Genomic DNA, 12538 nt, shown 5'->3' with positions numbered 1-12538 from the left:
TCAGGCTCCCGGCTCAGAACTGGAGGGACTTGGTCTGGAGGTACTCGGAGAGGCCGTGCGGGCCGAGCTCGCGGCCGACGCCCGACTGCTTGTAACCGCCGAACGGGGCAAGGGGGTTGAAGCGGCCGCCGTTGATGTCGACCTGTCCGGTGTCCATCCGGCGGGCGAAGGCGACGGCCTCCGCGTCGTCGGCTGCCCAGACCGCGCCGGCAAGGCCGTAGACGGTGCCGTTGGCGATACGGACCGCGTCGTCCTCGTCCTCGTACTTCAGCACGCAGACGACCGGCCCGAAGATCTCCTCCTGCGCGATGGTCATCTCCGGGGTGACGTCGGCGAAGACGGTGGGGCTGACGTAGTAGCCCGTCTCCCGCGGGGCGTCCGGCCCGCCGGCGACCAGGCGGGCGCCCTCGGCGACGCCCTTCTCGATATAGCCGCGTACGCGCTGCTGCTGCTTGGCGTTGACCAGCGGGCCGACCCGCTCGCCCGGCACATATTTGGCGACCGCGGCCGCGGCGAACGCCACCGCTTCCTCGTACTGGTCCTTGTGGACCAGCATCCGGGTCCATGCGCTGCATGTCTGGCCGGAGTTGGACATGACGTTGGCGATACCGACACCGACGGCCTTGGCCAGGTCGGCGCTCGGCAGGATGACATTGGCGGACTTGCCGCCGAGCTCCAGGGCGACCCGCTTGACGGCGGCGCCCGCGGTCGCGCCGATCTGCCTGCCGACCGCTGTCGAGCCGGTGAAGGAGACCAGGTCGACACCTTCGTGGGCGGCGAGAGCCTGTCCGGCGACCGGGCCGAGGCCCGTCACCAGGTTGAAGACCCCGGCGGGCAGTCCGGCCTCGTCGACGGCCTCGGCGAAGCGCTGGGCGGTCAGCGGGGTGTCCTCGGCGGGCTTGAGGACGACGGTGCAGCCCGCAGCGAGCGCCGGGGCCACCTTGGCGACGATCTGGTGCAGCGGATAGTTCCAGGGCGTGATCGCACCGACCACGCCGACCGGCTCCAGCAGCACGGTGGAGTTGCCGATCTCCTCCTCGAAGGAGTACGAGGCGGCCAGTTCCGCGTAGGAGCCCGCGACCAGGACCGGCAGACCGGCGTGGACCGTCTGCGCCAGCGCGGGCGGCGCGCCGAGCTCCGCGGTGACGGTCTCGGCGATCTCGTCCTGACGGGCCGCGAGCACATCGCGCAGCGCCCCGATCCTTGCCGCCCGCTCGGCGGGCGGGGTGGCGGCCCAGGCGGGGAACGCCGCACGGGCCGCGCGCACGGCGGCGTCGACGTCCTCCTGTGTACCGGCCGGGACATGGGCGATGACCTGCTCGTCGGCCGGGTTCACCACCGCGATCGCGTCGGGGCCCGCGGCGGGTCGCCACTGGCCGCCGATGTACATCCCGTCGTGAGCCTTCATCGCACTCCTCCAGAGCCTGCGGTAGTCGTCCACCTCCCAAACTAGCGGTGTTAGTTTTTGGACGCCAGGTGCCCTTGGAGCGTAACGACAGTCCTCAGGCGTCCAGCCCGGGGAGGTCGGTGGGAGCAGGGCAGATTCTGCGGCCGTGGTGGTCGAAGACGTACAGATGCGCGAGGTCCACGAGAAGCGGCACCTGGGCACCCGTACGCAGCCGTAGATCGGGTCCCGTCCGCACCACCAGATCGCTCGCGGCCACCGACGGACGCTCCGCCGTGATCGTCCCCGGCCGTGGCTCCGGGTCGTCCAGTGCCACCACGGGCCCCGAGACATGAGCGACGGCGCGCTCCCGCAGCCGGGCCAGCATGCTCGGGCCGCTCCGGGTGCGGCGCCGGCGCACCGAGGTCCCCGGCCGGGGCGACTCGAGATCGGCGACCACGGCGGGCTGCGAGCCGGTGTTGAAGTGCACCAGCGCCTCGTGTCCCTGGTACTCCATGTGCTCGACGATCCCGGTCAGCGCGACCTCGCCGGGGCGGGCCTGGCTGGGCGGGGCGATCCGGGTGGACTCGGAGCGCAGGCCGACAATGATCTGCCGGCCCTGCTGGATGCGGAGCAACTGGTGGTCGGGGCTGAGCGGTTCGGGCAGCGGAAGCCGCTGCTTGCCGAGGTCGATCGACATCCGGCCGTCCAGCGGCGCATAGACGACCGCCTGCAGCAGATTGATGCGCGGCGTGCCGATGAAGGCGGCGACAAAGACGTTCTGGGGCAGTGCGTAGGTCTCGCGCGGAGTGCTCACCTGCTGGAGCACTCCGCCGCGCATCACCGCGACCCGGTCGCCGAGTGACATCGCCTCTGCCTGGTCGTGCGTGACATAGACGGTCGTCACCCCCAACTCGGCGGTGAGCTGGGAGATTTCGGCCCGCAGGTGGTTGCGCAGCTTGGCGTCGAGATTGGAGAGCGGCTCGTCCATCAGAAAGACGGAGGGCCGCCGGGAGATGGCCCGGCCCATCGCCACCCGCTGGCGCTCGCCGCCGGAGAGCTGGCTGGGATAGCGGTCCAGGACGTCCTCGATACCGAGCATCCGCGCGGTGGCCTCGACCTGCGGCCGGCAGTCCAGGTGCGGGTTCTCGAGACGCAGCGGAAAGCCGATGTTCTCGCGGTTGGTCATGCTCGGGTAGAGCGCGAAGTTCTGGAACACCATGGCCATCTCCCGCTCGCGGGGCGGGATGTGGTTGGCGTACTCGCCGTCGAGCAGCAGCTCCCCCTCGGTGATCTCCTCGAGGCCGGCGATCATGCGCAGCACGGTCGACTTGCCGCAGCCGGAGGGGCCGAGCAGCACCACGAACTCCCCCGGTTCGATGTCGAGGGAGAACCGGTCGACGGCGCGATTGGTTTTTTCGTACCTTTTGCTGACGCTGCGCAGAGAGATGGCGCGACTCATGGGTTTCCCCCGGTGGAGGAGGGGCAGGCTGGGACGCCTGAAACTAGCCGACTACTCCCGGTCAGGGAATGATTTGCGCGAAGGTTGGTGGTGGGCTTTTTGTACGGAGCCGTCTGCCGCCGACGGGCGTCGCCGCTCCCCCGGCCCGGCGTCGCGGACTGCTTTCTTCTGGGTCCGCGTTGGCTTCCGGGCCGGCGCCGCGCCATCGACACCGCCGACTGCGCGAAGCCGAAGGCGATGACGAGGCGCAGCAGCCGGCCGCGTGCCGGGGGCCGGTGACCTCAGATGATGCCGAAGAGGATTCCCGCCCCGAGCACCACCAGCGAGGTGAGCGCCGCCCATTTGACGGTGAACCTGGTGTGGTCGCCGAATTCGACCTTGGCCATGCCGACGAGAACGTACACGGCGGGGACCAGCGGGCTCGACATGTGCAGGGCCTGGCCGACGAGGGAGGCGCGGGCGATCTCCAGCGAGGAGACACCGTGGGCGGCACCGGCCTCGGCGAGGACCGGCAGGACGCCGAAGTAGAAGCCGTCGTTCGACATGAAGTACGTGAGCGGCAGGCTCAGCACGCCGGTGACGAGGGCCATGTGCGGACCCATGCCTTCGGGGACGGCTCCGACGAGCCAGTCCGCCATGTGCTTGACCATGCCGGTGCCGGTGAGGACGCCGGTGAAGACGGCGGCGGCGAAGACCATGCCGGTGACGTTGAGTACGTTGTCGGCGTGGGCGGCGATCCGGGCCTTCTGGTCGGCGACCCTGGGGAAGTTGACCGTGAGGGCGAGGGCCGCGCCGAGCAGGAAGAGCACCGGGATGGGCAGCCACTCCATGATCATCGCGGTGAGCAGAGCAACCGTGAGGCCCGCGTTGAACCAGTACAGCTTGGGTCGCAGCGTGGCACGGTTCGGGTCGAGGCCCTTGAAGCCCTCCTCCTCCGGGGCGCCGGGGGCGTCGCCGGTCGAGCCGGTGGCCGCCTTGTGCTCCTCGGAGCCACCGCCGCCCGCCGTGACCAGCACGGTCTCGGAGACGGTCTCGGACTCGGGCTCCAGCACCTCGTCGAGCGTGAGCACGCCGAGGCGCTTGCGCTCGCGGCGGCCCAGTACGTAGGCGAGGACGAAGACGAAGAGCAGTCCGACGGCGAGCGCGGGGATCATCGGTACGAAGATGTCGGCCGCGTCGAGCTTGAGGGCGGCGGCGGCGCGGGCGGTGGGGCCGCCCCAGGGCAGGGTGTTCATCACGCCGTTCGCCGTGGCGGCGACTCCGGTCATCACGACCAGGCTCATCTTGAGGCGCTTGTAGAGCGGATACATCGCAGCGACGGTGATCATGAAGGTGGTGGAGCCGTCACCGTCCAGCGAGACGATCGCGGCGAGCACCGCCGTACCGACCACGACACGCAGCGGATCCGCCTTGCAGAAGCGCAGAATGCCGCGGACGATCGGGTCGAACAGCCCCACGTCGATCATCACGCCGAAGTAGACGATCGCGAACATCAGCATCGCCGCGGTGGGGGCGAGCTTGCCGACCCCCTCGACGACGTAGTCGCCGAGGTGCGCACCCTCTCCGACGAATACGCAGAAGAGGGCGGGGATGAGGACCAGCGCCGCGATGGGCGACATCTTCTTCATCATGATCAGGACCAAGAAGGTCGCAATCATGGCAAAGCCGAGGATTGTCAGCATTGGGGATACCTAACGTTCATCCTTGAACTCCCACCGGGGCGGCGGTTTCGATGACGTTAGGTGCCGTCAATTGCCGTTAACAAGACGTTGACCTGTGAGCAATACGAGCAAAACCCCAGGTCATCGCACCGGTGATAGTTCAACGGGGAAGCCGTTGAGCACGGCGGTGCCGGACAGCGGGTCGAGCCGTGAGCCGTCGAGCAGCTGATTGACATTGACCCCGGGCCGAGCTGCCGCCACCGACATCCGGATTCCCGGGCGGCTGTGTCCCCAGCCGTGCGGCAGGCTCACCACTCCGGCCCGTACCGAGTCGGTGATCTCCACCGGCGCTTCGACCTGGCCACCGTCCGACGCGATACGGGCCTGCGCACCGTCCTTGAGACCCAGCCGCTCCGCGTCGGCGGGGTGGACCTGGAGCGTGCAGCGGTTGGAGCCGCCGTTGAGCGTGGGGACGTTGTGCAGCCAGCTGTTGTTGGAGCGCAGATGACGCCTGCCGACGAGGACGAGGGCGGCCGGGCGCTCGTCGAGGGCGCGCCGCAGCCTGGGCAGATCGGCGGCGATGGGCTCGGGCAGCAACTCGATGCGTCCGCTGCGGGTCTTGAGGACCTGCGGGACACGGGGCTGGAGCGGTCCCAGGTCGATGCCGTGCGGGTTCTCCAAAAGCTTGTCGAGGGTGAGGTCGTACGGGCCGAGGCGCAGCATCATGTCCAGTCGCCGTTCCGGCCCGGTGCGGCCGGTGAGCTGGGCGGTCAGCTCCTTGACGTCCTGACCGTGGACCGGCGAGTGCGGGTCGGCAACGGCCTTGCTGAGCGTGCGCTCGATGACCATGTCGTCGACGGCGCCCGGGTCGGCGCCGTGCATACCGCCGACGGCGAGCACAAGGCGGGCCTGGATCTCGCACTCGCCGAGGCTGCCCTCCTCCAGCGGGATGACCGCGGGGCTGTAGCGGGCCTGGTTGCGTACGGCAAAGGCGTTGAAGGCGAAGTCGAAGTGCGAGCTCTGCGAGGGCGGCGGCGGGGGCAGCACCACATCCGCGTGCCGGGAGGTCTCATTGAGATACGGGTCGATGCTGACCATGAAGTCGAGGCCGGCCAACGCCTGGTCGAGACGGTCGCCGTCGGGCGCGGAGAGCACCGGGTTGGCGGCGATCGAGATCACGGCCCGGATCTGCCCGTCGCCGGGGGTGTCGATCTCCTCGGCGAGCGCGGCCATCGGCAGCTCGCTCTTGGCCTCGGGGTGGCCGCTGACCCTGCTCGCCCAACGGCCCAGCGCAAAGCCCTTGCCGGGGGCGGCTGGGCGGGGCGCGCGGTCGGTGGCGGAGAGCGGGAAGAGCGCACCGCCGGGGCGGTCGAGGTTGCCGGTGAGCACATTGAGAACGTCCACCAGCCAGTTGGCGAGGGTGCCGTACTCGACGGTGGAGCTGCCGATGCGGCCGTATACGGCGGCGGTGGGGGCGGCGGCGAGCTCGCGGGCGATCGTACGGATCTCCTCCGCGTCCATGTCGCAGGCCGCCGCGACCGCGTCGGGCGTGAACTCCCGTACCGCCTCGGCGACTTCGGCGAGTTGCTCGACATGCGCTTCCAGCACCCCGAGGTCGGTGAGCTTCTCCTCGAAGAGGACCTGCGCGACGGCGGCGAGCAGCAGGGCGTCGGTGCCGGGCCGGATGGCGACATGGCGGTCGGCGAGCTGCGCGGTACGGGTGCGGCGCGGGTCGACGACGGTCAGCGTGCCGCCGCGCCTGCGCAGCGCCTTGAGCTTGCCGGGGAAGTCGGCGGCGGTGCACAGGCTGCCGTTGGATTCGAGGGGGTTGGCGCCGAGCAGCAGCAGATGGTCGGTGTGGTCCAGGTCTGGGACGGGAATCGCGACGGGATCGCCGAACAGCAGGCCGCTGGAGACGTGCTTGGGCATCTGGTCCAGGGTGCTGGCGGTGAAGAGATTGCGGGTGCGCAGCAGCGTGAGCAGTACGGGCGGGTAGAGCGCGCCGGCCATGGTGTGCACGTTCGGATTGCCGAGCACGACGCCGACGGCGTTAGGCCCGTGCTCCTCGATCAGCGGCCTGATCCGGGCCGCGATCACGTCGAAGGCCTCGTCCCAGCCGGCCTCCCGGAGCTGCCCGTCCTTGCGGACGAGGGGGGTGCGCAGCCGGTCGGGGTCTGCATCGAGCTCCCCGAAGGACGCGCCCTTGGGGCAGATGAAGCCTTGACTGAACACGTCCTCACGGTCGCCGCGGGCGCCGGTGACACGAGAGCCCTCGATGGTCAGGGTCAGCCCGCAGGTGGCCTCGCAGAGGGGGCAGATCCGGAGGGCGGTGCGGGCGGGGGCTGTGCGGGGCATGGGCCCTCCCTGGGGCGACGGCGATGTGGCCGAGCATACCGACCGGTATGCAGGGACGGGAGGGGTCGGCGGGTTCGGGTTGCCTGCGGCTGGGCGGGCTGCGGTGGTGCGGGCTGCCTGCGGCGCGTTCCGCACGTCCAGTCCCGTCCGGCGTTTGAGGACATGCGGCCGAAGGTCGCATACGGGGTCCAGGGGCGAAGCCCTTTGGTTACGGGAAGGGGCGGGGTCGGGGACTAATCCAGCACCCGCGCCAGATACGCCCGCAACAACTCCCTCGCCTCCCCCACAATCTCCTCGTCCCCCGTCGGCTCCACCCGGAACGCCAGCTGCAGCAGCGCGTCCGCCGCCTCGACGGAGATCAGGATCGCCCGGCGCAGCTCCGCGTCCGCCGGGCGGTCGAGATGCGCCGCGAGCAGTTCGGCCAGCCGGTCGGCGACCAGGTGGTTCGCACCCGTCGCGGGTGCGCCCACCGGGATCCGGTGGCCGAAGTCGATCAGCGCGAATCCGGGGACCGTCCGCTTCATCGCCAGGTACTCGTCCAGTACCGCATCGAGCACACCCCGCCAGTCCCCGGCCGAAAGCCCGCCGAGACGGCCTCCGATGCGCTCGGCGTACGTGTCCAGATTCCGCTGGGCCAGCGCGCCGGCCAGCGCACGCTTGTTGCCGAAGAAGCGGTAGACCGAGCCGATGGGGACGCCCGCTCTCGCGGCCACCGCGCGGGTGGACAGCGCCTCGTATCCGGTCTCGTCGAGCAGTTCGGCGCAGGCGTCCAGTATCCGGGCGAGCCGCTCGGCGCTGCGCCGCTGCACGGGCGTACGGCGGAGATGGGCTTGGGACACGCGCTCCATCATGGCGGCTCGATGCCGTTGACGGGGCGGTCCCGCAATCCTACGGTTGTCCATAGGATTCCTTCAGCACCGGGAGCGGACGATGAGCGGCATCGAGCAGGCGCGGAAGACGGCCGAGGGCCTTGGGCACTTGTCGGGCTTCGGCAATGAACACAGCTCGGAGGCCGTGCCCGGGGCGCTGCCGCACGGGCGGAACTCACCGCAGCGCGCCCCCCTCGGCCTGTACGCGGAGCAGCTGAGTGGCTCCGCGTTCACCGAGCCCCGCACCCACAACCGCCGCTCCTGGCTGTACCGGATCCGCCCCTCCGCCGCGCACCCGCCCTTCGTACGCATCGACAACGGCGGTGTACGCAGCGCGCCCTTCACCGAGACCGTCCCCGACCCCAACCGGCTGCGCTGGAACCCGCTGCCCGCGCCCGCGCCCGGTACCGACTGGCTGGCCGGCCTCTGGACGCTCGGCGGCAACGGCGACGCGACCCAGCGCACCGGCATGGCCGTGCACCTCTACCACGCCAACGCCTCGATGACCGACAGGGTGTTCAGCGACTCGGACGGCGAGCTGCTGATCGTGCCCGAGCACGGTGGACTGCTGCTGCGCACCGAGCTGGGGCTGCTCGCCGCCCGGCCCGGCGAGGTGGCGCTGATCCCCCGCGGCGTCCGCTTCCGCGTCGAGCTGCTCGACGAGAGTGCCCGCGGCTATGTCTGCGAGAACTACGGGCAGCCCTTCCAGCTCCCCGACCTGGGGCCGATCGGCGCGAACGGCCTCGCCAATGCCCGCGACTTCCTCGCGCCCGAGGCCGCGTACGAGGACGTGGAGCGTCCGGTCGAGGTCGTGAACAAGTTCTGCGGGAACCTGTGGGCCGCGACGTACGACCACTCGCCGCTCGATGTCGTCGCCTGGCACGGCAACCATGTCCCGTACGTCTACGACCTGCGGCGTTTCAATGTGATCGGGACGATCTCGTACGACCACCCGGACCCGTCCATCTTCACCGTGCTGACGTCACCCTCCGACACCCCGGGGCTTGCGGGCGTGGACTTCGTGGTCTTCGCGCCGCGCTGGCTGGTCGGCGAGGACACGTTCCGGCCGCCGTACTTCCACCGCAATGTGATGAGCGAGTACATGGGCCTGATCGAGGGCGCGTACGACGCCAAGGCGGAGGGCTTCGTCCCGGGCGGCGGTTCGCTGCACAACATGATGTCCGCGCACGGCCCCGACCGGGAGACCTTCGACCGCGCGAGCGCCGCAGAGCTGAAGCCGCAGAAGATCGACGACGGGCTTGCGTTCATGTTCGAGACGCGGTGGCCGGTCACCGCGACCGCACAGGCGGCGGACGCGGACCATCTGCAACAGGGCTACGACAACGTGTGGCAGGGTCTTGAGCGCCACTTCCGGTCGTAGTACGGAGTACGCCGTGACCGCCTTTGCCCCCGACTCGCTGGTCCTGAACCGCAAGCTCCCGCTGTGGTACCAGGTCTCGCAGTCGCTGCGCGCGTCGATACTGGGCCGGGCGCCCGAGGCGTCGCTGCGACTGCCGACCGAGGAGCAGCTCGCCGCGCACTACGGCGTCAGCGTGCTGACCATGCGCCAGGCCCTCAAGGAGCTGGAGGAGGAGGGTCTGATCAGCAGGCACCGGCGGCGTGGCACCTTCATCGAACCCGGGGCGCGGCGGGGAGCGCCGAGGCGGCTGCTGGGCTCGATCGACGCGATCGTGGCTCAGCAGTCGGGCGAGCGGACGACGATCCTGGGGCACGGCGCCGAGCCGGTGCCCGGCGAACTCGCGGAGTACTTTCCCGAGGACGCCGAGGTCGTGACGTACCGGCGGCTGCGCTGCGACGGCGAGAGCGGCGAGCCGACCAACTGGGCGGAAAACGCCGTCCGTCCGGACATAGCGGAGCAGATCGACCTCGCCGACCTGGAGCGCTGGCCGATGACGAAGGTGCTGCGGGACGGGGTGGGGGTGCGGATCAGCCGGATCACGGACACGGTGGAGGCGCGGCTCGCCGACCCGCCGACTGCGGAGCTGCTCAAGGTGCCGCTGCTGAGCCCGATCCTGCACTACACGGGCGTGACATACGACGAGTCGGGCCGCGTGGTGGACGTGGCGAGGATCCGGTACCGGGGGGACCGGTTCTCGTTCTCGGTGACCGTCGACGCGGAGTGAACCTCCTGGGCGCCCTGCGCGCGGTTCGCCCGAAAAGCCCACCAGCGAACAGCAACCACCAACGCCCCCTGGCCCACGGCAGCCACGAACCCGGGTGACTTAGCATTTCCGCATGCCGATGCTGGACGAGCTCATGCCCTGGGGCACCGCAGCCCTGCGGCTCGGGCGACCCTGGGTGATGGCTCCTGATACCGCCTCCCTCAAGGCGCGTTGGAACGCTCTGACAGGGGCCGAGGGCGTCGAGCAGGACGCGCTGTTCGGGTGCACTCGCGCGCGTACACCGCGCAGCGCCGTCAGTCAGCTGCCCGGGCAGAGAACCGGGACCGTCCGGTTCGTACGGGAGGACGGGCCCTGCCCGGCGCCGGTGCGGGTGACGCACGGGGCCTTCGACCAGCAGTGGCTGATCCCCGACCACCGGCTGATCGACACCGCCCGGCCCGAATTGTGGCGGGTCGCCGACGATCACCAGGTGTTCGTCGTGGAACACGGATGGGTGGCGGAGGCCTCCGGCCCGGCGGTCAGCGTCTGTGCCGTACTGCCCGACGGGCGCTCCCCCGCCGGACGGCCCGGGCGTATCCGGCCGCTCTACCGGCGGCCCGGTGGCATCGAGCCGAATCTCGCACCAGGGCTGCTGTCCGCCCTGACCGGCCGGTACGGGCACCAGGTCGACGCCGACGAGGTGGTCGCCTGGATTGCCGCGGCCGCTCGGTCCACGGCCGCCGGATGCGTGGTACCGCTGCCCGCCGACTCCGACGTCTGGCGTTCCGGTGTGGAGCTGGGGCGGCGGATGACCGGGATCCAGCTGCGCGGCGCCCGCGGCGGCGAGCGGCCCAGGCTGCCCGGGGGCCGCCGGCCGTATGTGCGTGCCGCGGTGCCCGCGCGGCCGGATGCGATCACGTATGACGCCGATGACGAGGTGCTCAGCCTGGGCGAGGGCCGTATCTCTCCCGTGCCCGCCGAGGCCTGGGACTTCCACGTCGGTGGCGTACGCGTCCTTGACCTCTGGTTCGAGTGCCGCACCGCGGCCGCCGAACCGGGCACGCTGGAGGCGATCGGGCCTGCCCTCTGGCCGCAGGAGTGGACCTCCGAGCTCCTTGAGCTGATCACCGTGCTGGCTCTGCTGGGTGAACTCCGGTCCCAACAGGAGGAGTTCAAGGTGGGGGCCGAGCTGGAGCTGCCGGGCGTGCTGCCGCCACCCGGGTGGGCCCGGCGGCCCGCCTCCGTGCTTGATCACCACGAAGAGGGCCCGGAGGGTCAGTTCGCGCTGCTGTGAGCGTCAAGGAGTGGGGCTTGCCCCGAAACGGCTGCTGACCGGCCCTGGGGGTGACAAACGTGGCACCTACACGATAGGCACGGCGTTATGAACCACCCTCCTGCCGGCCGGCCACTCCCCCTCGACGGGATCACGGTCGTCGCCGTCGAACAGGCCGTATCGGCGCCCTTCGCCACGCGCCAGCTCGCCGATCTCGGCGCCCGCGTCATCAAGATCGAGCGACCTGACGGCGGTGACTTCGCGCGTGGCTACGACACGGCGGCCCACGGGCTCGCCTCGCACTTCGTCTGGTGCAACCGCGGCAAGGAGTCCATCGCCATCGATCTGAAGGACCCTCGCGGCCTCGACATCGTGCGTCAACTCGTCGCGGACGCCGATGTGTTCGTACAGAACCTCGCCCAGGGAGCGGCCGCCCGGCTCGGTCTGGACGCGGCCACCCTGTGCGCCGCGCACCCGCGGCTGATCGCCGTGGACATCTCCGGGTACGGCGCGGAGGGACCGTACGCACACAAGCGTGCCTACGACATGCTCGTGCAGTGCGAGGCGGGTCTGGTGTCGGTGACCGGGACCGCGGAGCAGCCGGTGAAGGCGGGTATTCCGGCCGCCGACATCGCGGCGGCGATGTACGCCTTCTCCGGAGTGCTTGCTGCCCTGCTGCGGCGCGGCACCACGGGGCTCGGCGGGCCGGTGGAGATCTCGATGCTGGAGTCGCTGGCCGAGTGGATGGGACATCCGCTGCACTACGGGATGCACGGAGGCGAAGCCCCGGCGCGCACCGGGGTCGCGCACGCCGTCATCTCCCCGTACGACGCCTATTCCACGGCGGACGGCGGGCAGGTCCTGCTGTCCGTGCAGAACGACCGGGAGTGGCGGCGGCTGGCCGAGCAGGTGCTGGGGCGTCCCGAACTGGCCCTGGATCCCGTCTTCGCGACCAACACGGCCCGCACGGCGAACCGCGAGAGGACCGATGCGGCGGTGGCCGCGGCGCTGGCCCGGCTGAGCACTGCGGATGCGATCGAGGCGCTGGAGGCGGCGGGCATCGCGTGCGCCCGGCTCAACAGCGTGACGGATGTGGCCGCGCATCCGCAGCTCGCGGCGCGGGACCGCTGGCGAGAGGTGGACTCACCGGTCGGACCGCTGCGGGCGCTGCTGCCGCCGATCACCCTGCCGGGCGGGCCGGAGGCAAGGATGGGTGCGGTTCCCGCACTGGGCGAGCACACCGACGCGCTGCTGAAGGCCCTGGGAATGACGGATGAGGCGACGGCGAAGCTGCGCCGGGACGGTGTGATCGCCTGAGCGATGTTGGGGACGGGTGAAGTGCAGGGAGGGTACGGAGAGTCCGCCGACGCGCCCGGGTCAGGGAGCGCGACGGCGACGCGGCCGACGAGCG

9 protein-coding genes are annotated in these 12538 nt (G+C 70.6%); 4 read left to right on the top strand and 5 right to left on the bottom strand.

The annotated features are described in order from the left end of the window. Positions 1–13 precede the first annotated feature (13 nt). From OG729_RS31585 to OG729_RS31565, 5 genes are all read right to left on the bottom strand, one after another. Positions 14–1408, bottom strand: coding sequence for an aldehyde dehydrogenase family protein (locus OG729_RS31585; RefSeq protein ID WP_405809314.1), 1395 nt, complete (start codon positions 1406–1408; stop codon positions 14–16). Positions 1409–1502: 94 nt separating this feature from the next. Further along, positions 1503–2846 carry an ABC transporter ATP-binding protein gene (locus OG729_RS31580; protein WP_360882163.1) on the bottom strand — a complete coding sequence of 448 codons (1344 nt, stop codon included), beginning with the start codon at positions 2844–2846 and terminating at the stop codon, positions 1503–1505. Between the two features lie 281 nt (positions 2847–3127). After that, complete coding sequence (locus OG729_RS31575; protein WP_405809313.1) at positions 3128–4528, bottom strand: CitMHS family transporter; 1401 nt, start codon at positions 4526–4528, stop codon at positions 3128–3130. Between the two features lie 120 nt (positions 4529–4648). Then, a complete protein-coding gene (locus OG729_RS31570; RefSeq protein ID WP_405809311.1) occupies positions 4649–6862 on the bottom strand; it encodes a molybdopterin oxidoreductase family protein in 2214 nt (737 codons plus the stop codon). A gap of 233 nt (positions 6863–7095) precedes the next feature. After that, the gene (locus tag OG729_RS31565; protein ID WP_405811359.1) at positions 7096–7710 is read right to left on the bottom strand and encodes a TetR family transcriptional regulator; all 615 of its coding nucleotides are present in this window, start codon (positions 7708–7710) and stop codon (positions 7096–7098) included. 82 nt (positions 7711–7792) lie between these two features. Between OG729_RS31565 and hmgA the strand changes: the two genes are divergently transcribed. From hmgA to OG729_RS31545, 4 genes are all read left to right on the top strand, one after another. After that, a complete protein-coding gene (hmgA, locus tag OG729_RS31560; RefSeq protein ID WP_405809309.1) occupies positions 7793–9112 on the top strand; it encodes a homogentisate 1,2-dioxygenase in 1320 nt (439 codons plus the stop codon). A gap of 13 nt (positions 9113–9125) precedes the next feature. Then, entirely contained in the window at positions 9126–9875 is a 750-nt protein-coding gene (locus tag OG729_RS31555) for a GntR family transcriptional regulator (RefSeq protein WP_405809307.1), read from the top strand. A 112-nt stretch (positions 9876–9987) separates the two neighbouring features. Continuing rightward, on the top strand, positions 9988–11148 hold the full coding sequence (locus tag OG729_RS31550) for a type ISP restriction/modification enzyme (RefSeq protein ID WP_405809306.1): 1161 nt from the start codon (positions 9988–9990) through the stop codon (positions 11146–11148). An 87-nt stretch (positions 11149–11235) separates the two neighbouring features. After that, positions 11236–12444, top strand: a complete 1209-nt coding sequence (locus OG729_RS31545; protein WP_405809305.1) for a CaiB/BaiF CoA transferase family protein — start codon at positions 11236–11238, stop codon at positions 12442–12444. Positions 12445–12538: the final 94 nt, after the last annotated feature.

The organism is Streptomyces sp. NBC_00210, assembly GCF_045160975.1.
Classification (GTDB): Bacteria; Actinomycetota; Actinomycetes; order Streptomycetales; family Streptomycetaceae; genus Streptomyces.
Note: the sequence above shows the minus strand (reverse complement) of the source record. Positions and strands in the feature narration are given on the sequence as shown.